Raw genomic sequence first — 23,944 nt, 5'->3', positions numbered from 1 at the left:
AGGAGGGATTCGACGAGGGCGGTGACGTGTCGGCGGTCGGCTTCGGAGAGCTGCTGGACGCTGGCGATGAGGGTGGCGACCTCGGGGTCGGGGGTGGTGCCGGTGCCGTCCTCGACGTACAGGTGGATCCCGCAGGCCTCGGCCGCGGCCCGGCGTACCGCCTCCAACGGCAGTTCCAGGCCCCGTGACAGGCCCTCCAGCGTGGACTGCTGCGGCATCCGGGTCACCCGCGCGGTCGTGGCCAGGTGATGCACCGTCGACCGCGGGACACCACCGCGCCGTGCCACCTCGCCGTACGACCAGCCCCGCTGCTCCAGCCGGCGCTTGATCAGTTCCTGCAGTGCGTTCACCACGGGATGGATTCTTCCTGCTAGCACGTCGGTTGACCCGTCCGAGTGAGGCCGAGTCTACAGCGGCCCCACCCACCCGGCCCGGACCCACACCCTCCCACCTGCACCTTCACCCCGGTGTGCCACGCCGTGCGGAGCCAACTGCCGCGAAATGCTTGCCGCGGGGCGGACCAGGGGCTAGCGTCCAATGCCATCAGACAACTCGTCCAATGGCCATGGACGACGCGGCGCGGAGCCGCTTCCGCCGGCCCACCCCACCGGGCACCCCGCGAAGGCGGTCCGCATGCCGGAATCCCGACAGCGATTCCGCGCTCCCCCGGGCGGTTTTAGCCGGCGTCGCCAAAACTGCCCTCCCTTCTCCGAAACCCGTACCTTCAACGCTCCGGGGCGCGGCGCGTCACGCCCGGCGCCGGTCACGTCGGACGGAATCTAGAGGTGATCAACGCCCCCGAAACCCGGTTGCCCAAAACTGGCCGCTTTTGCCCCATCCGATCAAGTGATCCAACGCCATGGGCATTGCTCTCAGCACATGCCGACCGCAGATATATGCATGCTGCGTCGACTCCCCCGGCCGGACCGCCGTCCGCACGCTGATCACTTGCAGCAGAACCCGGGAGTGGTATGTGCGACGAATTCTGCGGGCCCGCCCTCGCGGCATGGCTCGCCGGCGGACCCGGCGGCCCACGGCGCCGCCTCGACGACTGGGCGCGTGCCGGGAACGGGGTGGCCCTGCTGCCGGCCGGGCACCGGTGGGACGCCGTCAGAGTCCCCGAGCGGCCCGGCCACCAGGTCCTCGCGCGTCTGCGGGACGGCTCCGCACCCGTCGGGCCCGCCATGTGGGACCGGCGCTGCGGCTTCCTGTACTTCCTGGTGCCGCCCCGTGCCGGGGACGTCTGGTCCCCGCTCGGGCTGCGGTTCCTCACCCGCGGCGGATGGCTCGCCGCCGCCGACCCTCGGCGCCCCGCCCGGCACCCGGCCCTGTGGCTCTGCTCCGGGGGCGACGCCGAGCTCACCGGCCCGGCGTATCTCTACCTCGCCTGTATGGAGGTGCTGACCGCCGGCGCCCGCCCCCTGCCGAGGGTGTCCGCGCCCCTGTGACCCGGCTGCCGCCCGTTCACGCCCGCGGCGCCCACTGCCCCGGCGTGAGAGCCGGGGGGCCCGGAACGACCCGGAGCGCGCTGCCTCGGAAAAACCTCCGCCGACGTGTCGATCCGCGCGCCGCCCGTTCGACGCGTAGGCAGGAGCGGGGAGGATCCCCTCCGGCACACGAAGAAGGAGCACGCGATGCGTTTCATGTCCCTGATCCGGATCAACGAGGACAACGTCCCCGAGGGCGGTCCCGACGAACGGCTGATGGAGGAGATGGGCAGGCTCATCGAGGAGATGTCCAAGGCCGGGGTGCTGCTGGACACGGCCGGGCTGCGGCCCACCTCCGAGGGGACGCGGCTGCACTGGGACCACGGGAAGCTGTCCGTCGTCGACGGGCCCTTCACCGAGTCCAAGGAGTTCATCGGCGGCTACGCGATCATCCAGGCGAAGTCGAAGGAGGAGGCCGTGGAGTGGACCAGGCGCTTCCTCCAGGTCCACGGCGACGCCTGGGAGATCACCTGCGAGCTGCGGCAGGTCGAGGAGGCCTCGGAGCTCTCCTGAGCGCCGCGGCCGGCCGCCGGTTGCCCTCGCCGGGAGCGGCTGCTCTGATGGGTGGCTGTGACGGCTTCGGCTCCCGCTTCAGGCACCGATGACGCCCGCCGCGCGATCGAGGCGGTGTGGCGGATCGAGTCGGCCCGGGTGATCGCCGGTGTCGCGCGGATCGTGCGCGACATCGGCGTCGCCGAGGAACTCGCCCAGGACGCCCTGGTCGCCGCACTGGAGCAGTGGCCGGGGGCCGGCGTCCCGGACAACCCCGGTGCCTGGCTGACGGCCACGGCGAAGCACCGCGCGATCGACCTCGTCCGCCGCAAGGAGGTCTTCGCGCGCAAGCTCCGGGAACTGGGCCACACCCTGGAGGGCGGCGGGGCGTACGAGCCGGACTTCGCCGCGGCGGAGGCCGCCGCCGACGGCGACATCGAGGACGACCTGCTGCGGCTGGTCTTCACCACCTGCCACCCGGTGCTGTCCACCGAGGCGCGCGTGGCGCTCACGCTGCGGCTGCTCGGCGGTCTGACGACGGCCGAGATCGCGCGCGCCTTCCTGGTGCCGGAGGCGACCGTCGCCCAGCGCATCGTCCGGGCGAAGCGGACGCTGGCGAAGGCGGACGTACCCTTCGAGCAGCCGCACGGTCCCGAGCGGGTCGAGCGGCTCTCCTCCGTCCTGGAGGTCATCTACCTGGTCTTCAACGAGGGCTACTCGGCGACCGCGGGCGACGACTGGATGCGCCCGGCACTGTGCGAGGACGCGCTGCGCCTGGCCAGGGTGCTGGCGGGGCTGATGCCCAAGGAGCCCGAGGTGCACGGCCTGGCCGCGCTGCTGGAGATCCAGGCCTCGCGCTCCGCGGCCCGTACGGGCCCCGACGGCCAGCCCGTCCTGCTGGCCGACCAGGACCGGCGGCGCTGGGACCAGCTGCTGATCCGGCGCGGCTTCGCCGCCCTGGCCCGCGCCGAGGCGGCGGGCGGTCCGCCCGGCCCGTACACGCTGCAGGCCGCCATCGCCGCCTGCCACGCCCACGCCCTGCACCCGCGGGACACGGACTGGCGGCGGATCGCGGAGCTGTACGCGATCCTGGCGCGGCGCACGCCGACCCCGGTGGTCGAACTCAACCGGGCGGTCGCGGTCACCATGGCGTACGGGCCGCGGGAGGGGCTCGCGCTCGTGGACCGGCTCACCGACGAGCCGGCGCTGCGCGGCTACCACCTGCTGCCGAGCGTCCGCGGTGACCTGCTGGAGCGGCTCGGCCGGCACGCCGAGGCCCGCGAGGAGTTCCTGCGCGCCGCGTCCCTGACCCGCAACGAGCGCGAGCGGACCCTGCTGGTCGAGCGGGCCGCCCGGGCGAGCCTGGCGGCCGGAGACCGCTGGGCCGGGTCGTCCTAGGTCGGCGGCCTTGCCCCGGACGAGGAGCGGCGGCCGCGGCGGCCGGTGCTGTCGATGGCCTCCACGACAGAGTGGCGGTGGGCGTCCGGCCCGCGCAGAGCGTGCAGCATCACGAACATCATCAGCGGGCAGAGCAGGGCCACGGCGAGGATGAAGATCGCGCCGATCGGCACACCCAGCCCGACCGCGACCACCACCGCCGCCGCCGCGACGAGCCCCAGAACCCCGTAGTGGCGGCCGGTCGCCCTCGTCCTGTCCATCGCGGCCTCCCGCAGTCTCGCCGACGGCCCGCTTCTCATCGTACGGCGGCGGGCGCACCCCGCATCCCCACACCAACGGCCCCTGCCCGCGGCCCTGGTGGCGGACGAACCGCAAGGGGCGGCGCGCGCCCCCCGAAGTCACGCGCGGACCACCGCGCGCCCTCACCGAGGGCCGTCGGGCGGGTGGACATACGTCCCGCTCATGGGATCATCCTGCGGTGTGCCGGCGCGGCGCGGCGGGAACCACGGCCCGCGCGGGGCGTCGCCCCATGCGGCCGCCGCGTCACCGGAGACCGGAGCGTCCCTCCGCACCGTCCCCGCCCCACGCGTACGACCGCGCGCAGGACACCCACGTCGTCGACACCCGAGAGGGGCAGGGCATGACCGGAACGGCGAGCCGCTACCTCTATCTCACCCGGCACGCCGAGGCGCTGCCGGACGAGAGCGGCCTCACGGAGAACGGCTTCCGGCAGGCCGGACTCCTCGGCGAGCGGCTGCGCGGCTCCCCGATCTCCTCCGTCCACCACGGTCCGCTGCCGGGGGCCGCCCAGTCCGCCGCGCTGATCGGCGAGCGGCTGGGAGGCGGGGTGCCGGTGACGGCCGACGACCTGGCGGGGGACTACCCGCCCCACTTCCCCGCGGAGTCCGAGCTGCCGCCGGACAGCGCGTACTACCTCTCCCGCTTCCTGGACCACTTCTCCCCCGAGGAGCGGGCCTGGGGGCCGCAGCTGGCCGCCGAGGCGCTGACCCGGTTCGCCGGGCCTATTGCGGCGGGCAAGGCGGCGCACGAGCTGCTCGTGACGCACAACTTCCTGATCGGCTGGCTGGTGTCGGCGGCCCTGGACGCACCCCGCTGGCGCTGGCTCAGCCTCAACCACGCGCACGCCGCCCTGACGGTGATCCGCTACACGCCCGGCCGCCCGAACTCGGTGCTGCTCCTCAACGACATGCGGCACCTTCCGGAGGAGCTGCGCTGGACCGGTTTCCCGGCCGAGCTGCACTTCTGAGGGCGGTCGCCACCTCTGAGGGCGGTCGCCCCGATCCCCCGCTCGATCCCCCGCCGGCCACCGGGCCCGGCCCCGCGGCGAACGCCGGCGGGCGGGCCCGGCATCCGGTCGGGGGACCTCGTGGCCTATGGCAACAGCAACCCGGGCAGTGTTAGAAATGTCGGCATGGTCGACGTTTTCGACCGATTCGGGGCGTGTCAATGCGGTCACTGACCGAGAAGGGCCCGCGGAGCGTCGCCGGACAGGTTTTCATCCTGCAGGTGGCGGTCGTGGTGCTGCTCGTCGCCTGCGGCGTGTTCGCGCTCGTCCTGCAGTCCCGGCACGACAGCGAGCGCGATGCCGTCGCCCGTTCCACAGCGGCGGCGAGCACCTTCGCGCGCTCCCCAGGCCTGGTGGACGTGCTGAAGGAACCGGACCCCTCCAGGACCCTCCAGCCGATCACGGAACTGGCCCGCAAGGAGGCCGGGGTCGACTTCATCGTGGTGATGGACACCCAAGGGATCCGCTACACGCACCCGATCCCCGGCCGGATCGGCGAACGGTTCGTCGGCACCATCGAGCCGTCGCTCCAGGGCAAGGTGTACACGGAGAGCGTGCACGGCCCCCTCGGCCACGAGGTCCAGGCGGTGGTGCCCGTCTTCGACCCCGTCGACGACCCGAACGGGCGGGTCGTGGCCCTGGTGTCGGCCGGCATGAAGGTCGAGAACGTGACCGGTGTGGTCGCCAGGCAGCTGCCGATCATCCTCGGCGCCGGCGCGGCGGCGCTCGCCCTGGCCATGGGCGGCACGGCACTGATCGCCAGGCGGCTGCGCCGGCAGACCCACCGCCTGGACCCGGCCGAGATGGCCCGCATGTACGAGCACCACGACACGGTGCTGCACTCCGTGCGCGAGGGCGTGCTCATCGTCGACGACGACGGGCGGCTGCTGCTCGCCAACGACGAGGCCAAGCGTCTGCTGGACCTCGCCCCCGACGCCGAGGGCCGGCGGATCACCGACCTGCCGGGACTCGACCCCGGCACGGTGGAACTGCTGACCTCCCGGCGGGTGGCCACCGACGAGGTGCTCCCGGCCGGCGACCGCCTGCTGGCGGTGAACCAGCGGCCCACCGACGCCCACGGCGGCCCCAGGGGCTCGGTCGCGACCCTGCGCGACTCCACCGAGCTGCGGGCGCTGTCCGGCCGCGCCGAGGCCGCCAGGGAACGCCTCAAGCTGCTCTACGACGCGGGCCTGGGCATCGGCACCACCCTCGACGTGGTGCGCACCGCCGAGGAGCTGGCCCAGGTCGCCGTACCGCGCTTCGCCGACTTCGTCACCGTCGACCTGGCCGACCCCGTGCTGCGCGGCGAGGAGCCGAGCGGCGCCGCCGGCTCCGACATGCGCCGGACGGCCGTCAACGGCATCCGCTCCGACGCGCCGCTCTACCCGCTCGGCAAGCTGATCGACTTCCTGCCCTCCACCCCGCAGGCGCGGGGCTTCGGCAGCGGCCGCTCGGAGATCGTCGCCGACCTCTCCGCCGACCCCGGCTGGCTCGCGCAGGACCCCGAGCGCACCGACCGGGTCGTCGGGTACGGCATCCACTCGCTGATCGCGGCCCCGCTCAAGGCCCGCGGCGTGGTGCTGGGCATCGCCAACTTCTGGCGCTCGGAGAAGCCGGAGCCGTTCGACGAGGACGACCTCTCGCTCGCCGAGGAGCTGGTGGCCCGGGCCGCGGTCAACATCGACAACGCGCGCCGCTACACCCGCGAGCACGCCCTCGCCGTGACCCTGCAGCGCAGCCTGCTGCCGCGCGCGCTGCCCGAGCAGAGCGCCCTGGACGTGGCCCACCGCTACCTGCCCGCGCAGTCCGGCGTCAGCGGCGACTGGTTCGACGTGATCCCGCTCCCCGGCAACCGGGTGGCGCTGGTCGTCGGCGACGTCGTGGGCCACGGACTGCACGCCGCCGCCACGATGGGGCGGCTGCGTACCGCGGTGCACAACTTCTCCACCCTCGACCTGCCGCCCGACGAACTCCTCGGCCACCTCGACGACCTGGTCGGGCGGATCGACCAGGACGAGTCCGGCACCGGCGTCGGGGCCGGCGTCATGGGCGCCACCTGCCTCTACGCGATCTACGATCCCGTCTCGCGGCGCTGCGCGATGGCGCGGGCCGGACACCACCCGCCCGCCCTGGTCCGCCCCGACGGCGGCGTGGAGTTCCCCGACCTGCCCGCAGGACCGCCGCTGGGCCTGGGCGGGATGCCGTTCCAGACGGCGGAACTGGAGCTGGCGGAGGGCACCCATCTCGTCCTGTACACCGACGGGCTGATCGAGGACCGCACCCGGGACCTCGACGTCGGCATGGAGATGCTGAGGCAGGCGCTGGCCGCCCACCCGGACCGGCCGCCCGAGGAGAGCTGCCAGGCCGTCCTGGAGGCGCTGCTGCCGGGCCGCCCCAAGGACGACGTGGCGCTGCTGATCGCCCGGACCCGCGCCACTCCCGCCGACCACGTCGCCGAATGGGACGTGCCCATGGACCCCGCGGCGGTGTCGGGGATGCGGGCCGCCGTCGCGGCGAAGCTGGACGAGTGGGGCCTGTCGGAGCTGGCGTTCGGCATCGAGCTGGTGCTCAGCGAACTGATCACCAACGCCATCCGCTACGGCTCCGCGCCCATCGGGGTGCGGCTGCTGCTGGACCGCACCCTGACCTGCGAGGTGTCCGACGGCAGCAGCACCTCGCCGCACCTGCGCTACGCCGCCACCACCGACGAGGGCGGCCGCGGGCTGTTCCTGGTCGCGCAGGTCGCCGAGCGCTGGGGCACGCGTTACACCCCCGAGGGCAAGGTGATCTGGGCGGAGCAGCCGCTGCCCGCCCGGGCGGACCGCGCCCTGGCCGCGGGCGCGCGTCTGACGGGCGCGGTCGACGCCTCGGTCCGCTGAGACCTCCCGGGCCCGGGGCTCAGAAGGGCGTCTCCGACAGCACACGGGCCCGGCACCGGGCCGGGGTGCCCCAGGCGGCGCAGCGCGCGGGCCCTGGCCGGCCACAGCGACAGGTCGTACCCGGCGGTGCAGTCGAGGGCGCCGTGCAGTCGCAGCGCGGTGCGTGCGGCCCGGTACGCGGCCTCGCCGGGCTCGCCACGCCCGCCTGAGGGCCCGTGGCGGGCCCTGCCGCGGCCGCCCGGCCGTCCCGGCCGGGTGGAGGCACCGCCACCCAGAGCGGCGAAGGCGCCCCGCCGCCCGTCGTCCCCGGCGACGCCCCCACCCGGGCGAACGCGCCCCGGCGCCGCTCACCCCACCGGCCGAGCCACCCCCTGGGGAGCGGCGCGCCGCCTTGATCACGTGCGCCACGGCTGTTGCCATGGCGCACTATGGCGACGACGCATGAGCTGACGTCACCGGATGCCCGGCCCCGCGCGCGCCACGCCGCACCGCCGCGCAGCCGCCCGCACTCCGAGGTCCGACTGCTCGCCTGCCTGGCGGCGCTCTTCACCGTGGTCCAACTCCTCCTGGTCGTCGCGCCCGGCATGGGCCTCGGCTGGGACGAGTCGGTCTACGTCAGCCAGGTCTCCCCGGACATCCCCTCCGCGTTCTTCAGCGCGCCCCGCTCCCGGGGCGTGCCGGCCCTCGTGGCGCCGCTGGCGCTGCTGACCGCGTCGACCCTGGCGCTCCGCGTCTATCTGGCGGTCCTGTCGGGCGCGGCGCTCTTCCTGGCGCTGTGGCTGCTGCGGCCCCTGCTGGGCACGCGGGTGGTGGCGCTGGGCGGGCTGCTCTTCGCCGGTCTGTGGGTGACCCTGCTGTACGGCCCCCAGGCGATGCCCAACCTCTGGGTCGCGCTGGTGGCCCTGATCGCGGTGGGCTGCTACCTGCGCGCGGCGGCACCCGGTCACACCGGCCGGGCCGCGCTCGCCGGTCTGGCAGCGGCGTTCGCGGCGCTGACCCTGCTGCGGCCGCACGACGCCGCGTGGCTGGCTTTGCCGCTGGGCGTCGCCGCGCTCTTCCTGCGCGGCCGGCGCCGCCTGGTGCTGCTCGCGGTCATCGCCGCCGGGGTGCTGCTGGGCGGCGCCCAGTGGGTCGTCGAGGCGTTCACCGCCTACGGCGGCATCCTCGCCCGGATGGACCGCGCGAACGCCATCGAGGGCGGCCTCGGCTGGCACCTGGCCTTCGCCGACCAGCTCAGCACCCTGGACGCCTCGCGCACGCTGTGCCGCCCCTGCGACGCCGTCTGGCAGCACAAGGGTGACGCCGTGTGGTGGTTCGCCCTGCCCGCCCTGGTGGCGGCCGGGGTCGCCCTCACGCCGCGGCGCGAGGGGCAGGCGCCAGGTGCGCGGTACCTGCCCGCCGTGTGCGGCCTGTCCCTGGCGCTGCCTTATCTGGTGCTCATCGACTACGCCGCACCGCGTTTCCTGCTCCCGGCGTACGCCCTGCTCGCCCTGCCCGCCGCCCAGTGCCTCCTCCTGCTCCCCGGACGGGTGCGGCCGGCGCTGCGGCCGGCCGTCGCCGGCGCCGTGGTCGCCGTCGTGCTCGCGCAGCTCGTCACCCAGCAGATCGTGCTCCACCGCGCGGTCCGCAGCTCGACCATCGGCAACGGCGACTACGCCCGCATGGCCGCCGAGCTGACCCGGCTCGGGGTGCGCCCGCCGTGCCTGGTCACCGGGCCGATGGCGACGCCCGTCGGCTACCAGGCGCGCTGCGCCTCCGGCCAGACCGCGGGGCACAACGAGAACCTGACCCCGGACGGCGTCCTGCGGCTGGCCCGCACCCAGCCCGTCGCCGTCCTGACCCCGCCGAACGGGCAGCCGCCCGCGTACGCGCGCGACTGGCCCTCCCGGCCGCTGCCGAACCTCCGCTACCACCCGGGCTACCGCGTCTACCTCTCGCCCAGGTGACGGCCACAATGAACGGGTGATCCCGGACGTCCGCCTGCCCTCCCCGCTGGTCGAGCTGCACGACGACGAGCGGCTGGCCGCGCGCGGCGTACGGATGTTCGTCAAGCGGGACGACCTGATCCATCCCGACCTGCCCGGCAACAAGTGGCGCAAGCTCCACCTGAATCTGCGGGCCGCCCTCGACGGCGGCCACGGCCGTCTGCTGACGTTCGGCGGTGCCTACTCCAACCACCTGCGGGCCACCGCCGCCGCCGGCCGGCTGCTCGGCATCGCGACCACGGGTGTCGTCCGCGGCGACGAGCTGGCCGGGCGCCCGCTCAACCCCTCCCTGGCGCGGGCCGCCGCCGACGGCATGCGGCTGCACTTCCTCGACCGGGCCACCTACCGCCGCAAGGCCGAGCCAGAGGTCCTCGCATCCCTCCTGGAGCGTCTGGGCCCCGCCTACGTCGTCCCCGAGGGCGGCAGCAACGCGCTCGCCGCGCGCGGGTGCGCGGCCCTCGGGGAGGAGCTGCGCGGCAGGGCGGACGTCGTGGGCGTGGCCTGCGGGACGGGCGGCACCCTGGCGGGCCTGGCGGCCGGGCTCGGTCCGGGGCAGCGGGCCGTCGGGTTCCCGGTGCTCAAGGGCGGCGGATTCCTGGCCGGGGAGATACGCCGGCTCCAGGAGGAGGCCTTCGGCGGGCCGCGCGGGAGCTGGCTGCTGGACGGCCGCTTCCACCACGGCGGCTACGCCCGCGTCTCACCCGTGCTGCGGGCGTTCGCGGAGGACTTCGGCGGGCGGCACGGCTTCGTCCCGGACTCCGTCTACGTCGCGAAGATGCTGCACGGCCTGTTCTCACTGGCCCAGGAGGGCGCCTTCGCGCCCGGGACGACGGTGGCGGCCGTCGTGACCGGACGGCCGACCGGTTAGCCTTGCTGGCATGATCCGAGCCGCGACCCCCGGCGACGTCCCGGAGATCCACGCGATGGTCCGCGAACTCGCGGACTACGAGCGGGAGCCGGACAGTGCGCGCGCCACCCCGCAGCAGTTCCACGACGCGCTCTTCGGTCCGGATCCAGCCGTCTTCGCGCTCATCGCCGAGGACGACACCCTGGGCTCGCCGGTGGGCTTCGCGCTGTGGTTCAGGAACTTCTCCACCTGGACCGGGACCCACGGCGTCTACCTGGAGGACCTGTACGTGCGACCCCACGCGCGCGGCGGCGGCCACGGCAAGGCGCTGCTCGCCGGACTCGCCGCCATATGCGTCGAGCGGGGCTACGAACGTTTCGAGTGGTCCGTGCTGGACTGGAACGAGCCGTCCCTCGCCTTCTACCGTGCGATGGGCGCCCGTCCCCAGGACGAATGGACGGTACAAAGACTGACCGGCGAACCCCTTCGTGCCCTCGCTGAGCAGGCACGCGTCAACAAAGCGACATCTCTTTCGAATTGAGTCCGCAGACCACTAGGCACGTTGCGTGCTCATGCGCCTACTATGGGTGACAGTCGTGGGGTGCCGGGTCAGGGCTCATTCACGGCGGCGACCGTGCTCCGTCCGGGCGACACCGGGGTACGGATCGCGATAGCGTCGCTGGCGAACCGAACCAGATCAGTGCAATGCCGATGAGGGCAGTGCGTGTGCCACCTTGGAGGTGCGGGTGTCCCAGATCGCAGGCGAGCCCGGGTCGAAGGACTTCGTCGAGGTCCGGCTGCCCGCGGCAGGGGCCTACCTGTCGGTGCTGCGTACGGCGACGGCGGGACTCGCGGCCCGATTGGACTTCACCCTCGACGAGATCGAAGACCTGCGCATCGCCGTGGACGAGGCGTGCGCCATCCTGCTGCAGCAGGCCGTCCCGGGATCCGTGCTGAGCTGCGTCTTCCGCCTGGTCGGGGACGCCCTGTGGGTGACCGTGTCGGCGCCCACGACCGACGGCCGCGCCCCGGAGCGCGACACCTTCGCCTGGACGGTGCTGTCCGCGCTGGCCGGCGAGGTGGAGTCCAGCGTGGCCGACGACAAGACCGTGAGCATCGCCCTGCACAAGAAGCGCGGTGCCGGACCGGGACAGCTGTAACGGGGGAATCGCCGTGAACGATCTGGAAGGCAGCACCCCGGGGGTGCGCGGACGCCCCGTACCCGCTCCCGCGGCGCGGCGTCACGAGGCACGGCCGCATCCCGGTACCGGGCCCGTGGCCGGTCTCGGGAGCAGTGAGGCGGCCGGGCAGGCGGATCAGGCGGATCGGGCGGATCGCATGGCGCAGGAGCAGCAGGAGCAGCACCACGAGCAGGAGCAGGATCACGAGCAGCACGGGCACCACGCGGCCCACGACCGGGCCGGGGCCCGGGCGCTGTTCGTGGAACTCAGCAAGCTCCCGCCGGGGTCCCCGGAGCGCGCCGAGCTGCGCAACCGCCTGGTCCGCATGCACCTGCCGCTGGTCGAGCACCTCGCCCGCCGGTTCCGCAACCGGGGCGAGCCGCTCGACGACCTGACCCAGGTCGCCACGATCGGGCTGATCAAGTCCGTGGACCGCTTCGACGTGGACCGCGGGGTGGAGTTCTCCACCTACGCCACCCCGACCGTCGTCGGCGAGATCAAGCGGCACTTCCGCGACAAGGGCTGGGCGGTGCGCGTCCCGCGCCGCCTTCAGGAGCTGCGGCTGGCCCTGACGACGGCGACCGGCGAGCTCTCGCAGCAGCACGGGCGCGCCCCGACGGTGCACGAGCTTGCCGAACACCTGAAGATCACGGAGGAGGAGGTCCTGGAGGGCCTCGAATCCGCCAACGCGTACAGCACGCTCTCCCTGGACGTGCCCGACACCGACGACGAGTCGCCGGCCGTCGCCGACACCCTCGGCGCCGAGGACGACGCGCTGGAGGGCGTGGAGTACCGGGAGTCGCTCAAGCCGCTGCTGGAGCAGCTGCCGCCGCGCGAGAAGAAGATCCTGCTGCTGCGCTTCTTCGGGAACATGACCCAGTCGCAGATCGCCCAGGAGGTCGGCATCTCCCAGATGCACGTCTCCCGGCTGCTGGCCCGCACGCTCGCCCAGCTGCGCGACAAGCTCCTGGTCGAGGAGTGACGACCGGGCGGACGTAGGTGACGGCGGCGCCCCCGGGCGCCGCGGTTCACTGTTCGGCCGTGCGCCCGATCCCGAGGGCGTCGGTGGCCGCGGGGTGGACGAGGAGCACCAGCTCGGCGACGGCGGCCGCACCCAGGACACCACCCGCGGCGATCATGGGGCCGCCCGCCTGCACCATGGTCCAGGCGACGGGGAGCGCGACGAGCTGGATGATCAGCGCGGGACCGCGGCTCCAGCGCCGCGCGTGCCACAGACCGTAGGCGGCCGCCAGCGGCATGGCCGCCAGGGCGAGGACGGTCACGCCCCCGGCCTCCGCCTGGCGCGGGCTGTCGGGGTCGCCGAGGAGCCCCACGGCCAGCATCGCGATCCCCCAGGCCGCCAGGGCGGCGCCTTCCAGTGCCGCGACCGCGGCCGCCGCCGCGAGCCGGCGCGTACGGTTCGGCCGCGCGGGCTTCTCGTTGCCAGGCTTCTCGTTGCCACTCACCCCAGCAGGGTAGCCGCCGTCTCCGGACCACCAGGGGTGCGGCCCGGTACCGTCCGGTAGGTACGCTGGCGGGATGCGCGCCCTTCTCGTGGTCAACCCAGCCGCCACCACCACCAGCGCCCGGACGCGTGACGTCCTCGCGCACGCGCTCGCCAGCGACCTGAAGCTGGAGGTCGCCGCGACCGAGTACCGCGGCCACGCCCGTGACCTCGCTCGCCAGGCCGCGGAGGGCGGGGAGATCGAGCTGGTCGTCGCCCTCGGCGGGGACGGCACGGTCAACGAGGTGGTCAACGGCCTGCTGCACAACGGTCCCGACCCGGAAGGGCTGCCGAAGCTCGCGGTGGTGCCCGGCGGGTCCACGAACGTGTTCGCGCGCGCCCTGGGACTGCCCAACGACGCCGTGGAGGCCACCGGCGCGCTGCTGGACGCGCTGCGCGAGCGCAGCTCCCGCACGGTCGGCCTGGGCCTCGTGAGCGGCACCCCGGGCACGGAGGACGAGGGGGTGCCCGCGCGCTGGTTCACCTTCTGCGCCGGGCTGGGCTTCGACGCGGGTGTCGTCGGGCGGGTGGAACAGCAGCGCGAGCACGGAAAGCGTTCGACGCACGCGCTCTACATACGCCAGGTGATGCGGCAGTTCCTCGCCGAACCGAACCGGCGCACCGGCACGATCACCCTGGAGCGGCCCGGCGAGGACCCGGTGACCGATCTCGTCCTGACCCTCGTCTGCAACACCGCGCCGTGGACGTACCTGGGGAACCGGCCGATCTACGCCTCCCCCCGCGCCTCCTTCGACACCGCCCTCGACGTGCTCGGACTCTCCCGGCTGTCCACCGCGGCGGTGGCCCGCTACGCCACCCAGCTGCTGCGTTCGACCCCGGAGCGGGGGCCCGAGGGCAGGCACGCGACCTCCCTGCACGATCTGACGGACTTCACCTTGCATTCGCAGGCGCCACTGCCGTTCCAGGTGGACGGAGACCACCTGGGACTGCGAATGAGCGCAACCTTCACAGGCGTACGCCGTGCACTGCGTGTGATTGTGTAAGCAGAAGGACATAAAGTCCTTTCACTCGAACGTTTAGGCTGCCCTGCACCCCATGGAAGTACGGCTGTGACGGAGCCGACACCGAGGAATCAAAAAAAACTTTCCGGAAGGGGTTGTATCCGCAGCCCAGGTTTGCGAGGCTCTTCCTGGCGATCGGGACAGCCGCTCATCGGGCGTCCTCGGTAGCCGAATCCTCACCACTTCCCAGCGGGACCGCACCAGGAGACTGGGCGCTGTCCCGTGCCGTGTTCGAGGATTCGTGAAAGCGTTCACATTCACAAGCAACTTACATGCAACACAAGGAGATGGAGCAGCCATGGACTGGCGTCACAACGCCGTTTGCCGCGAGGAAGACCCCGAGCTCTTCTTCCCCATCGGCAACACCGGTCCTGCGCTGCTGCAGATCGAGGAAGCCAAGGCCGTCTGCCGCCGCTGCCCCGTGATGGAGCAGTGCCTGCAGTGGGCGCTTGAGACCGGCCAGGACGCCGGCGTGTGGGGTGGCCTCAGCGAGGACGAGCGTCGCGCGATGAAGCGCCGCGCCGCCCGCAACCGCGCCCGCAACGCCAGCGCCTGACGCACTCGCTTACCCCCGAGCCGCAGCGCGCAGCACCTCCGAACCGCGCAGCATCGCGACGCGAAGAGCCCCGGCCGCTCCCTGAGCGGCCGGGGCTTCGGCGTTCCCCGGACCGGCCGGGCCGAACCGGTGGGCGTCAGCCCTCGAGCGGCAGTTCCAGCACGACCTTCGTCCCGCGCTCCTCGGCCGGGACCATGTCGAAGGTTCCGCCCAACTCCCCCACCACCAGGGTCCGTACGATCTGCAGCCCCAGGTTGCCGGCCCGCTGCGGGTCGAACTCGGCGGGCAGGCCGCGCCCGTCGTCCCGCACCGCGATGCCCAGCTTCGGCCCGCGCCGCTCGGCGGCCACCTCTACGGTGCCCTGCTCGCCCGGCCCGAAGCCGTGCTCCAGGGCGTTCTGCAGCAGTTCGGTGAGGACCATCGACAGCGGGGTGGCGACCTCGGCCGTCAGGATCCCGAACCGCCCGCGGCGGCGCGCGGTGACCCGGCCCGGAGAGATCTCGGCGACCATCGCCAGCACGCGGTCGGCGATCTCGTCGAACTCCACGCACTCGTCGAGGTTCTGCGACAGCGTCTCGTGCACGATCGCGATCGAGCCGACCCGGCGCACCGCCTCCTCCAGCGCCTCCCGGCCCTTGTCGGAGTCCATGCGCCGCGCCTGCAGCCGCAGCAGCGCCGCGACCGTCTGCAGGTTGTTCTTCACCCGGTGGTGGATCTCCCGGATGGTGGCGTCCTTGGTGATCAGCTCGCGCTCCCGGCGGCGCAGCTCGGTCACGTCCCGCAGCAGCACCAGGGAGCCGTTGTGCGTGCCCTTGGGGCTCAGCGGGATCGCCCGCAGCTGGATGACGCCGCCGTTGCCCTCGATCTCGGTCTCGCGGGGCGCCTTGCCGCCGGCGACGGTCACCAGCGCCTCGTGGCTCTTGGTCCGTGAGGGCGCCAGTTCGGCGGAGACCGAGCCCAGGTGGTGGCCGACGAGGTCGGCCGCCAGGCCGAGCCGGTGGTAGGCGGAGAGCGCGTTGGGGCTGGCGTACTGCACGACGCCCTCGGCGTCGAGCCGGATCAGGCCGTCGCCAACGCGCGGCGAGGCGTCCATGTCCACCTGCTCGGAGGGGAACGGGAAGCTGCCCGCCGCGATCATCTGCGCCAGGTCGGAGGCGCTCTGCAGGTAGGTGAGCTCCAGGCGGCTGGGGGTCCGCACGGTGAGCAGGTTGGTGTTGCGGGCGATGACCCCGAGGACCCGGCCGGCACGGCGCACCGGGATGGACTCGACCCGGACCGGGACCTCCTCGCGCCACTCCGGGTCACCCTCCCGGACGATCCGGCCCTCGTCGAGTGCGGCGTCCAGCATCGGGCGCCGGCCGCGCGGCACCAGGTGGCCGACCATGTCGTCCTGGTACGACGTCGGGCCGGTGTTCGGCCGCATCTGGGCGACCGAGACGTAGCGGGTCCCGTCACTGGTCGGGACCCACAGCACGAGGTCTGCGAAGGAGAGGTCGGAGAGCAGTTGCCACTCCGATACCAGCAGGTGGAGCCACTCGAGATCGGAATCGTCGAGGTCCGTGTGCTGGCGTACGAGATCGTTCATGGAGGGCACGCAAATGAGCGTACCCGCGCTCATGGCAGGCGCCGTCATCCAGTCCCCACAAAGGTCCTCGACGACCTATGATCTGACTGCGCCGACTTATGGACAGCTGTTAGTGGTCTAGTCCAGAATTGACGCACAACCGAACTTCCATCCTTCCCGCACAGAAGGGTGGAGCGAGGCCGGGGCGCTCTCTGCCCTGACTGCGCCAGGCCTCATGGTCGGCTCTCACGGGCCGCGGGAACCGCACATCCCGCGCGCCACGGGCCGACGGCAGCTCCGGGCTGCGGTGCTGGGCGGGTTGAGGGTCCCGTCCCGGCGCCGCGGCCCGAAGTGTTGCCGGGGCCCTTTCCGGCTCGGCTCGCGGCCCGGCGCCCCTTTCCGCTCAACGGGTCTCGGTCACCTTCGCCAGCGCGCGGGGCGCGTCCGGGTCCTGGCCCCGGGCGATGGTCACCTCGTAGGCCAGCATCTGCAGCGGAAGGATCTCCAGGATCGGCTGCACCTCCTCCGCGACACCCTCGGTGGGGAGGACGAAGCCGGCCGAGGCGGCGTCGACCGACTCCTGGTTGCCGATGACCACCAGGTCCGCCCCACGGCCGCGCAGCCGGTCCAGCACCGGCTGGAGCGCCTCGCCGCCCTTGCCCTCGGTGACGATCGCGATGACCGGGGAGACGTTGTCGACCATGGCCAGCGGGCCGTGCAGCAGGTCGGCACCCGAGAAGGACAGGGCCGGGATGTAGCTGGTCTCCATCAGCTTCAGCGCGGCCTCCTTCGCGGTCGGGTAGCCGTAGCCGCGCGAGGTGAGCACCAGGCGCTCGGCGAAGCGATAGCGCGCGGCGAGCGCCCTGACCTCGTCCTGGCGGGCGAGGATCTGCTCCGCGAGCTCCGGCACGATCTTCGCGGCGCTGCCGTCACCGCCCCGCAGGCCCTCCACGAACAGGTACAGCGCGAGCAGCTCGGCCGTGTACGTCTTGGTCGCCGGCAGTGCCTTCTCCGGTCCTGCCAGCACGTCGATGTGGAACTCGGAGACCTCCGCCAGCGGCGAGCCGGCGTTGTTGGTGACCGCCAGGGTGATCGCACCGGCCTCGCGCGCGGCCCGGGTGGAGGCCACCAGGTCCGGTGAACCGCCGGACTGGCTGACCGTGACGACCAGGCAGTCCGTCAGATCCGGACGGGCGCCGTACGCGGTGGTGGTGGACATGGAGGTCAGTCCCGCGGGCTTGCCGAGCACCACCTCCACCAGGTACTTCGCGTACAGGGCGGCGTTGTCGGAGGTGCCGCGCGCGGTGAGCAGGACGAAGCGCGGATTGCGCGCGGCGATCTGCTCGGCGATCCGCCGGATGCGCGGGGCGCCCTCGTCGAGGATGCGGCGCAGCACGGCGGGCTGCTCGGCCATCTCGCCGGCCATGATCCGGCCCGGCATCGGCTGCTGCCCGGTCGGCGTCGGGGCGGACATTCTCTGGGCCTCCAGGTTGGTCCGGAACAGATGAGCCGCGGCGGACCTCAGTCGCCGGCCTCCTTGCCCGCGATGACCTCCGCGGCCGCCCGCCCGCACACACGGGCGGCGCCATGGGTCGCGATGTGCAGCGCGCCGGACGGTGCCGCCTGCGGAACGCCCATCTCCACCACCACCGTGTCCGGACGGGCGGCGAGCAGCGAGCCCAGCGCCTCGGCCATCCAGGGGTGGCGGTGCACGTCACGCACCACTGCGACGATCCTACGAGGCCCCGCGGGCCTCAGCACATGTGCGGTCAGGGCGTCACCTTCGCGGAAGTTTCCGGTCTCCGTGCCCGGGAGGATCCGGTCGAGTTCGGCGGCGACGCCCCACGGGGTCTCGTCGCCGACGGCGATGTTGGCGACCGGGGTGAAGGCGGCGACATAGGGCGCCTCGGTGACCGGCGGGTAGCCCTCGGTGCGGGTCACGCGCAGCGCGCGGCGGGCCGCGACCAGGCCGATCCCGGGGTCCGGTGCCACGGTCGCCCGCGCCGCGGAGTGCTCGGCGGCCCAGGCGGCCAGGCTCCGCACCCGTCCTGCGGCGTCGGCGAGCCGCGCCCGGGGCAGATCGCCGTCGCGTACGGCGGCGACGATGGCGTCGCGCAGGGCGACCACCGTCTCCTCCTCGGCGAGGCCGCCGCCCACGCAGATGGCGTCGGCGCCGGCGGCGAGCGCCAGGACGGTGCCGCGTTCGATGCCGTACAGGTCGGCGATGGCGCGCATCTCGATGCCGTCGGTGACGATCAGGCCGTCGTAGCCCAGTTCGTCGCGGAGCAGTCCGGTCAGCGCGGCGGGGCTGAGGGTGGCGGGGCGGTCGGGGTCGAGGGCGGGCACGAGGATGTGCGCGCTCATCACGGCCTTGCTGCCGGCGGCCAGGGCGGCCCGGAACGGGGCGAGTTCGCGGGCGTGCAGGGTGTCCGGGTCGACGTCCACCCGGGGCAGCGCGTGGTGGGAGTCGACGGAGGTGTCGCCGTGACCCGGGAAGTGCTTGGTGCAGGCCGCGACCCCGGCGGACTGCAGGCCCTCGACGTACGCCCCGGTGTGCCGGGCGACCAGCAGCGGGTCGGGGCCGAAGGAGCGCACGCCGATGACCGGGTTGCGGGGGTCGGAGTTGACGTCCGCGGAGGGCGCCCAGTTGAGGTTGACCCCGCACTCGGCCAGCCGGCGGCCGAGCTCGGCGGCGACGTCGCGGGTCAGGGTGGTGTCGTCGACGGCGCCGAGGGCGAGGTTGCCGGGGAAGGAGGAGCCGCTGCGGGCCTCCAGCCGGGTCACGTCGCCGCCCTCCTCGTCGGCGGCGACCAGGACGTCGGGCCGTACGGCGCGCAGTTGCGCGGTGAGCGCGGCCAGTTGCCCGGGCGACTCGATGTTGCGGGCGAACAGGGCGACGGAGCCCAGTCCCTCGGCGAGCCTGCGCAGCAGCCACTCGGGTGCGGTGGTGCCGTGGAAACCCGGCTGCAGGACGGTGAGGGCGTCGCGGACGAGCGCCTCGGTGTCCGCGGCGCCTTCGTGGATCTGGCTCAAGGTCTCGGTCATCCCTTCACCGCGCCGGCGGTCAGTCCGGCGGCGACCCTGCGCTGCACGATCAGGAAGAAGACCACCACGGGCACGCCCATCATGGTCGAACCGGCCATCATCGGCGCGTAGTCCGTGCCCCGCGAGGTGACGAAGTTGCCGAGCCATACCGTGGCCGTCTGGTTCTCCTGGCTCATGATGAGCATCGCGTACAGGTACTCGTTCCAGGCCTGGATCAGCGCGTAGATCGAGGTGGCGACGAGTCCCGGGGCGAGCAGCGGCAGGATGATCCGGAAGAACGCGCCCATGCGGGTGCAGCCGTCGACCATCGCCGACTCCTCCAGCTCCTTGGGGATGTTGACGATGAAGCCGCGCAGCGTCCACACCGTGAAGGGCAGCACGAAGGTCAGGTAGGTGACGATGAGCCCGGTGAGCTTGTCGATCTGGTCGATCTGGTTGAGCAGCAGGAAGACCGGGATGATCATCGCGACCAGCGGCACCATCTGCACGGCGAGGATCGCGACGATCACGGCCTTGCGGCCGCGGAAGACGAAGCGGGAGATGGCCAGCGCGGCCAGCAGGCCGATCACCAGGCCGAGGCCGACGGTGGCGCCGGAGACGATGAGGCTGCGGCCGACGGAACCCCAGAAGTCGCCGACGTCCAGGGCGTCGGAGAAGTTCTGGAAGGACAGGCTGGTCGGGAAGAACTTGGGGTCGGGGTCGATGGCGTCCTTGGCGGGCTTGAACGCCGTGTTGAGCATCCAGTAGACCGGGAAGCCGGAGACCACCACGACCAGCAGGCCGAGGAGGTTGTAGACCGTCCGCCCCTTGCGCCGGGGCCGCCGGAGGGCACGCGCGGCGGGAGCGGCCGCCGGTGTCCTCTCGGCGGGAGCCGTGTCGAGCATGGTCGTCACTCCACCTCTCCGATCTTCAGCATCTGGCGCATGTAGACGGCCATCACTCCGAGGAGGAGCAGCACGGTGACGACGGCGATGGCCGCGCCCGCGTCGTAGTCGTTGGCGACGAAGGCCTGGTCGTAGGAGTAGGTGGTGAGCACCTGGTACGCGGGCTCGGGGTGGCCGTCGCGCATGAGGAAGACCTGCGGGAAGACGCCCATGTCCCAGATGACCGACAGCGTCGTCAGCATGACGATGATCGGCTTGAGCACCGGCAGGGTGACGTGCCGGAAGACCTTGACCGGCCCGGCGCCGTCCATGCGGGCGGCCTCCTCCAGCTCCTTGGGCACCTGGGTGAGGCCGGCGTGCAGGGTGATGGCGACGAACGGGATCGCACCCCACACCACCATGAGGGTGATGACGAGGAAGCCCTGCTTGGTGTCGGTGAACCAGTTGTGGCCGCTGAAGTCGGCTCCCGGCAACCGGCTGAGCAGCCAGTTGAGGACGCCGTAGTCGCTGTCGAACATCCACTTGAAGATGGTGATGGCGACGACGACGGGCATCGCCCAGCTCGCCACCAGCACGATGTTGATCAGCGCCTTGACCCAGGCCGAGACCCGCTGCATCAGCAGCGCCACCCCCATGCCGGCGGCGAGCGTGAGCAGCACGGCCCCGAGGGTGAAGACCAGCGTGCGCAGGACGACGCCCCAGAAGACCGGGTCCCCCAGGACGTGGGTGTAGTTGGCGAAGCCCTGCCAGTCGCCGGGCAGCCCCTGCCAGAGCTCGGCCTGGCCGTACTGCTTGAAGGACAGGGTGACCAGCCGGACCAGCGGATAGCCGAGGACCAGCAGCAGGACGCCGATGGCCGGCGCGAGCAACGTCCACGGGAGCGCGGCTCCGCCGAAGCGGCGCGGCTTCCGGCCCGGTCCCGCCGGCCGCGGGCGCGGCACCTTGTCCAGCGGTGTGTCAACGGCACTCATCATGTGCTCCTCGGGTACTCCAGTCCCTGGCGTCGCGCCGGGGCCGGCCGCCCTGGGGCGGCCGGCCGGCGTCGATCACTGTGTTGCCCGCGTGCCGGTCAGCCGGCGTTGATCACCGCGTTGATCTGCTCGTCCGCGGACTTGGCCGCGTCCTCGATGGAGGCCTTGCCGACCGCGATGTCGTTCAGCATGTTCTGCAGGATCTGCTTCTTCTCCACCTGCAGCCAGCCCGGGGCGGTCGGGACGAACCAGGTGTTCTCGTTGGCCCGGGCGGAGGCGGCCGTGGCCGGGTCATCCTTGAGCGGGGCGAGCAGCGACTTGGCGTTGGGCAGGTTGCCCTTGGAGATCAGGACCTTCTGGGCCGCGCTGTCGGTGAAGGCGTTGATCCAGTCGGCGGCGAGGTCCTGCGCGGCGGACTTGACCGGGATGACCAGGTCGGAGCCGCCGATGAAGTTCGGCAGCAGATCGCCGTTCGGGCCGGGCAGTGCGAAGGTCTCCAGGTTGTCCTTCAGCTTGCCGGTCTTGTCGGTCTTCGGGTCGGCGGCGGCGCCGCCCTCCCAGCTCGCGCCGTAGATGAGCGCGGACTTGCCCTGGCCGTAGACGATGTAGCGGTCGGCCTCGTCCTTGTTCTTGTCGCCGTGGAAGTACGTGTCGAGGACGCCCTTCCAGGTCTTCAGGCCCTCGATGGACTTGGGGTCGGAGAGGGTGGCGGTCCACTTGCCGCCGTCCTCCTTGGCGACGTCGCCGCCGGCGTCCTTGACGAAGGCCAGCGCGGTGTACCAGTCGCGGCTGGGCTGGTACCAGGCGGAGAACTTGTCGCCGTTCTTCTTCTGGATCTTGTCGAGCGCGTCGGTCAACTCGGCCCACGTGGTGGGGGCCTTGGTGACGCCGGCCGCCTTGGCGACGTCCTTGCGCCAGGTGCCGACCCGCGCACCTGCGTAGTAGGGCACACCGTAGGTCTTGCCGTTGTACGTCACGGAGCCCTCGAGGGCGTCCAGCCAGTCGCCGGAGTTCTCGAACTTGCTCTTGTCGATCGGGGCGAACGCGCCCTTGACCAGGTAGCCGAGGGTCTCGGTGTTGCCCATCTCGACGACGTCCGGCACCTTCTTGGTGGCGAGGACGGCGTCGAGCTTCTGGTTCTTGGCGGTCCACTCGTAGTACTCGTGGCGGATCTTGACGCCCTTGTGCTTGGCCGCGAAGGCGTCGTCCGCCTGCTTGACCAACTCGGGCCAGTTCTTCTGTGCGTCGACCGTCAGCCAGACGGTGATCTCCTTCGGCGCCGCGGCCTTGCCGGAGCCCTTGTCGTCCGAACCGCAGGCCGCAACGCCGGCGACCATGACGGCGACACCGATCGCCGCGATCAGCTTGCGCTTCACAACACCCTCCCCAGGGCAGTGAGTACAAAGTGGTGTAGACCAGTGACCCGAAGCTTGGCCTAGACCTTTAGGGGTGTCAAGGGTGTATAAGAGCACCGGACGCGTCCGTTACCGGACCGACATCTGGGCTCGTAACGCGACATGAGCCCTGGCCGTGCCACCATGTGAGCCGCGAATGACGGAGGAGCCGGTGACGGCAGCACGACAGCACTCGGGAGCAGAGGCGATGGAGACCGACGGCGAGGCCGGTACTGCGGTGACGGAGACCGCGGAGGCGGCCGGGGCCGCGGCCGGACGGACCGCGCGGGTGCCCAAGTACTACGGCCTGAAGCGCCATCTGCTCGAACTGACCCAGACGATGCCCCCCGGCTCACCGGTGCCGCCCGAGCGCACCCTGGCAGCCGAGTTCGACACCTCGCGCACCACCGTGCGGCAGGCGCTGCAGGAACTGGTGGTCGAGGGCCGGCTGGAGCGCATTCAGGGCAAGGGCACCTTCGTCGCCAAGCCCAAGGTCTCCCAGGCGCTGCAACTCACCTCGTACACCGAGGACATGCGTGCCCAGGGTCTGGAGCCGACCTCGCAGCTGCTCGACATCGGCTACATCACCGCCGACGACCGGCTGGCCGAACTCCTGGACATGAAGGCCGGCGGCCGTGTGCTGCGCATCGAGCGACTGCGTCTGGCGAACGGCGAGCCGATGGCCATCGAGACCACCCACCTGTCGGCCAAGCGCTTCCCCGCGCTGCGCCGCAGCCTGGCGAAGTACACCTCGCTCTACACCGCGCTCGCCGAGGTCTACGACGTCCGGCTCGCCGAGGCGGAGGAGACCATCGAGACCTCGCTCGCCACCCCGCGCGAGGCCGGCCTGCTGGGCACCGACGTGGGGCTGCCGATGCTGCTGCTGTCCCGGCACTCGATCGACACGGGCGGCGAGCCGGTGGAGTGGGTGCGCTCGGTCTACCGAGGCGACCGCTACAAGTTCGTGGCCCGCCTGCAACGTCCGTAACCCCGGTACGGTTCCCCGGCCTTGTAGATCGTTTCCATACCGCAATGCGGGCGGTAGTGACGTGCCGACCGTCCTGACTCTAGATTGCCTGCGCATTACACAGGAGTAAGAGATCAGGACGGAGCCGTAGCAATGTCCGAACCATCCGGAACCTCCGGGCGGCCACCGGTGGTCACCACCACACGTGTGATCGCCGGTGTCTGCCTCGTCATCCCCTTCGTCGCCATGCTCTGGGTCGGCTCGTACGCGAAGCTGACCCCGGAGTTCATCGGCATCCCCTTCTTCTACTGGTACCAGATGCTGTGGGTGTTCCTGTCCTCCGGACTGACGTACGCCGCGTACGTCATGGTCCGCCGTGAGGAGCGGGCACGGAAGGAGGCCGCGAAGTGAAGGACGGGGTCAACGGCGTCGCACTCGCCGTCTTCATCTTCTTCTTCCTGG

The 23,944-nt window shown here is 72.2% G+C and carries 23 protein-coding genes; 14 read left to right on the top strand and 9 right to left on the bottom strand.

The annotated features are described in order from the left end of the window. The coding region (locus B085_RS0135400) for a helix-turn-helix domain-containing protein (RefSeq protein ID WP_018563335.1) at positions 1–353 on the bottom strand (353 nt) is incomplete at its 3' end. A 618-nt stretch (positions 354–971) separates the two neighbouring features. On the opposite strand from B085_RS0135400, the gene B085_RS46085 reads away from it, so the two are divergent. From B085_RS46085 to B085_RS0135385, 3 genes are all read left to right on the top strand, one after another. After that, the gene (locus B085_RS46085) at positions 972–1,448 is read left to right on the top strand and encodes a hypothetical protein (protein ID WP_018563334.1); all 477 of its coding nucleotides are present in this window, start codon (positions 972–974) and stop codon (positions 1,446–1,448) included. 186 nt (positions 1,449–1,634) lie between these two features. Continuing rightward, positions 1,635–2,000 (top strand): YciI family protein, encoded by a 366-nt coding sequence (locus B085_RS0135390; RefSeq protein WP_018563333.1) that lies wholly within the window; start codon positions 1,635–1,637, stop codon positions 1,998–2,000. A 57-nt stretch (positions 2,001–2,057) separates the two neighbouring features. Continuing rightward, positions 2,058–3,377: an RNA polymerase sigma factor gene (locus B085_RS0135385; RefSeq protein WP_051102248.1), complete on the top strand. Its 1,320-nt coding sequence runs from the start codon at positions 2,058–2,060 to the stop codon at positions 3,375–3,377. Here the strand turns inward: B085_RS0135385 and B085_RS44835 are convergent. Then, positions 3,374–3,637 (bottom strand): hypothetical protein, encoded by a 264-nt coding sequence (locus tag B085_RS44835; RefSeq protein WP_018563331.1) that lies wholly within the window; start codon positions 3,635–3,637, stop codon positions 3,374–3,376. The genes B085_RS0135385 and B085_RS44835 overlap by 4 nt on opposite strands. Positions 3,638–4,017: 380 nt before the next feature. Here B085_RS44835 and B085_RS0135375 point away from each other — a divergent pair, with 380 nt between their 5' ends. From B085_RS0135375 to B085_RS0135345, 7 genes are all read left to right on the top strand, one after another. Continuing rightward, positions 4,018–4,644, top strand: coding sequence for a histidine phosphatase family protein (locus B085_RS0135375; RefSeq protein ID WP_018563330.1), 627 nt, complete (start codon positions 4,018–4,020; stop codon positions 4,642–4,644). Positions 4,645–4,844: 200 nt separating this feature from the next. After that, positions 4,845–7,562: a SpoIIE family protein phosphatase/ATP-binding protein gene (locus B085_RS0135370; RefSeq protein WP_018563329.1), complete on the top strand. Its 2,718-nt coding sequence runs from the start codon at positions 4,845–4,847 to the stop codon at positions 7,560–7,562. A 428-nt stretch (positions 7,563–7,990) separates the two neighbouring features. After that, positions 7,991–9,508 (top strand): hypothetical protein, encoded by a 1,518-nt coding sequence (locus B085_RS0135365; protein ID WP_018563328.1) that lies wholly within the window; start codon positions 7,991–7,993, stop codon positions 9,506–9,508. A gap of 16 nt (positions 9,509–9,524) precedes the next feature. Then, the gene (locus B085_RS0135360; RefSeq protein ID WP_018563327.1) at positions 9,525–10,415 is read left to right on the top strand and encodes a 1-aminocyclopropane-1-carboxylate deaminase/D-cysteine desulfhydrase; all 891 of its coding nucleotides are present in this window, start codon (positions 9,525–9,527) and stop codon (positions 10,413–10,415) included. Positions 10,416–10,425: 10 nt separating this feature from the next. After that, entirely contained in the window at positions 10,426–10,935 is a 510-nt protein-coding gene (locus tag B085_RS0135355) for a GNAT family N-acetyltransferase (RefSeq protein WP_018563326.1), read from the top strand. 205 nt (positions 10,936–11,140) lie between these two features. Beyond that, a complete protein-coding gene (locus tag B085_RS0135350) occupies positions 11,141–11,554 on the top strand; it encodes an anti-sigma regulatory factor (protein ID WP_026251777.1) in 414 nt (137 codons plus the stop codon). A gap of 43 nt (positions 11,555–11,597) precedes the next feature. Further along, positions 11,598–12,557 (top strand): RNA polymerase sigma factor SigF, encoded by a 960-nt coding sequence (locus tag B085_RS0135345; protein WP_078620214.1) that lies wholly within the window; start codon positions 11,598–11,600, stop codon positions 12,555–12,557. A gap of 46 nt (positions 12,558–12,603) precedes the next feature. On the opposite strand, the gene B085_RS0135340 is transcribed toward B085_RS0135345, so the two are convergent. After that, a complete protein-coding gene (locus B085_RS0135340) occupies positions 12,604–13,041 on the bottom strand; it encodes a hypothetical protein (protein WP_018563323.1) in 438 nt (145 codons plus the stop codon). Between the two features lie 73 nt (positions 13,042–13,114). Between B085_RS0135340 and B085_RS0135335 the strand changes: the two genes are divergently transcribed. Both B085_RS0135335 and B085_RS0135330 read left to right on the top strand, forming a co-directional pair. Continuing rightward, a complete protein-coding gene (locus tag B085_RS0135335; protein ID WP_018563322.1) occupies positions 13,115–14,083 on the top strand; it encodes a diacylglycerol/lipid kinase family protein in 969 nt (322 codons plus the stop codon). A gap of 316 nt (positions 14,084–14,399) precedes the next feature. Next, positions 14,400–14,657: a WhiB family transcriptional regulator gene (locus B085_RS0135330; RefSeq protein ID WP_018563321.1), complete on the top strand. Its 258-nt coding sequence runs from the start codon at positions 14,400–14,402 to the stop codon at positions 14,655–14,657. Between the two features lie 136 nt (positions 14,658–14,793). Here B085_RS0135330 and B085_RS0135325 read toward each other — a convergent pair whose 3' ends face one another. The 6 genes from B085_RS0135325 to B085_RS0135300 all read right to left on the bottom strand — a co-directional run bounded on the left by B085_RS0135325 (position 14,794) and on the right by B085_RS0135300 (position 22,497). Beyond that, complete coding sequence (locus tag B085_RS0135325; protein ID WP_018563320.1) at positions 14,794–16,242, bottom strand: sensor histidine kinase; 1,449 nt, start codon at positions 16,240–16,242, stop codon at positions 14,794–14,796. Positions 16,243–16,624: 382 nt separating this feature from the next. Continuing rightward, positions 16,625–17,695 (bottom strand): SIS domain-containing protein, encoded by a 1,071-nt coding sequence (locus B085_RS0135320; protein ID WP_018563319.1) that lies wholly within the window; start codon positions 17,693–17,695, stop codon positions 16,625–16,627. Positions 17,696–17,742: 47 nt separating this feature from the next. Continuing rightward, positions 17,743–19,266, bottom strand: coding sequence for a glycoside hydrolase family 3 protein (locus B085_RS0135315; RefSeq protein WP_018563318.1), 1,524 nt, complete (start codon positions 19,264–19,266; stop codon positions 17,743–17,745). Continuing rightward, the gene (locus tag B085_RS0135310; RefSeq protein WP_026251775.1) at positions 19,263–20,150 is read right to left on the bottom strand and encodes a carbohydrate ABC transporter permease; all 888 of its coding nucleotides are present in this window, start codon (positions 20,148–20,150) and stop codon (positions 19,263–19,265) included. The genes B085_RS0135315 and B085_RS0135310 overlap by 4 nt, the downstream gene beginning before the upstream one ends. Before the next feature lie 5 nt (positions 20,151–20,155). Further along, entirely contained in the window at positions 20,156–21,121 is a 966-nt protein-coding gene (locus B085_RS0135305; RefSeq protein ID WP_026251774.1) for a carbohydrate ABC transporter permease, read from the bottom strand. A gap of 98 nt (positions 21,122–21,219) precedes the next feature. Beyond that, positions 21,220–22,497, bottom strand: a complete 1,278-nt coding sequence (locus B085_RS0135300) for an extracellular solute-binding protein (protein WP_018563315.1) — start codon at positions 22,495–22,497, stop codon at positions 21,220–21,222. Between the two features lie 226 nt (positions 22,498–22,723). On the opposite strand from B085_RS0135300, the gene B085_RS0135295 reads away from it, so the two are divergent. Together B085_RS0135295 and B085_RS0135290 are read left to right on the top strand one after the other, a co-directional pair. Continuing rightward, on the top strand, positions 22,724–23,503 hold the full coding sequence (locus tag B085_RS0135295; RefSeq protein ID WP_018563314.1) for a GntR family transcriptional regulator: 780 nt from the start codon (positions 22,724–22,726) through the stop codon (positions 23,501–23,503). A gap of 132 nt (positions 23,504–23,635) precedes the next feature. Beyond that, positions 23,636–23,893 carry a DUF3311 domain-containing protein gene (locus B085_RS0135290; protein ID WP_026251773.1) on the top strand — a complete coding sequence of 86 codons (258 nt, stop codon included), beginning with the start codon at positions 23,636–23,638 and terminating at the stop codon, positions 23,891–23,893. Positions 23,894–23,944: the final 51 nt, after the last annotated feature.

This window comes from Streptomyces sp. BoleA5 (assembly GCF_000373665.1).
GTDB lineage: Bacteria > Actinomycetota > Actinomycetes > Streptomycetales > Streptomycetaceae > Actinacidiphila.
The sequence above is the reverse complement of the archived record's forward strand: the minus strand, read 5'-3'. Positions and strand labels throughout refer to the sequence as shown.

What these genes read in the sequence shown, in the direction of transcription:
- B085_RS0135375 (WP_018563330.1), top strand. Translation starts at nt 4,018, where the DNA reads ATGACCGGAACGGCGAGCCGCTACCTCTATCTCACCCGGCACGCCGAG.
- B085_RS0135370 (WP_018563329.1), top strand. Translation starts at nt 4,845, where the DNA reads ATGCGGTCACTGACCGAGAAGGGCCCGCGGAGCGTCGCCGGACAGGTT.
- B085_RS0135330 (WP_018563321.1), top strand. Translation starts at nt 14,400, where the DNA reads ATGGACTGGCGTCACAACGCCGTTTGCCGCGAGGAAGACCCCGAGCTC.
- B085_RS0135310 (WP_026251775.1), bottom strand. Translation starts at nt 20,150, where the DNA reads ATGCTCGACACGGCTCCCGCCGAGAGGACACCGGCGGCCGCTCCCGCC.
- B085_RS46085 (WP_018563334.1), top strand. Translation starts at nt 972, where the DNA reads ATGTGCGACGAATTCTGCGGGCCCGCCCTCGCGGCATGGCTCGCCGGC.
- B085_RS0135320 (WP_018563319.1), bottom strand. Translation starts at nt 17,695, where the DNA reads ATGTCCGCCCCGACGCCGACCGGGCAGCAGCCGATGCCGGGCCGGATC.
- B085_RS0135325 (WP_018563320.1), bottom strand. Translation starts at nt 16,242, where the DNA reads ATGAACGATCTCGTACGCCAGCACACGGACCTCGACGATTCCGATCTC.
- B085_RS0135290 (WP_026251773.1), top strand. Translation starts at nt 23,636, where the DNA reads ATGTCCGAACCATCCGGAACCTCCGGGCGGCCACCGGTGGTCACCACC.
- B085_RS0135335 (WP_018563322.1), top strand. Translation starts at nt 13,115, where the DNA reads ATGCGCGCCCTTCTCGTGGTCAACCCAGCCGCCACCACCACCAGCGCC.
- B085_RS0135315 (WP_018563318.1), bottom strand. Translation starts at nt 19,266, where the DNA reads ATGACCGAGACCTTGAGCCAGATCCACGAAGGCGCCGCGGACACCGAG.
- B085_RS0135365 (WP_018563328.1), top strand. Translation starts at nt 7,991, where the DNA reads ATGGCGACGACGCATGAGCTGACGTCACCGGATGCCCGGCCCCGCGCG.
- B085_RS0135355 (WP_018563326.1), top strand. Translation starts at nt 10,426, where the DNA reads ATGATCCGAGCCGCGACCCCCGGCGACGTCCCGGAGATCCACGCGATG.
- B085_RS0135390 (WP_018563333.1), top strand. Translation starts at nt 1,635, where the DNA reads ATGCGTTTCATGTCCCTGATCCGGATCAACGAGGACAACGTCCCCGAG.
- B085_RS44835 (WP_018563331.1), bottom strand. Translation starts at nt 3,637, where the DNA reads ATGGACAGGACGAGGGCGACCGGCCGCCACTACGGGGTTCTGGGGCTC.
- B085_RS0135305 (WP_026251774.1), bottom strand. Translation starts at nt 21,121, where the DNA reads ATGAGTGCCGTTGACACACCGCTGGACAAGGTGCCGCGCCCGCGGCCG.
- B085_RS0135295 (WP_018563314.1), top strand. Translation starts at nt 22,724, where the DNA reads ATGGAGACCGACGGCGAGGCCGGTACTGCGGTGACGGAGACCGCGGAG.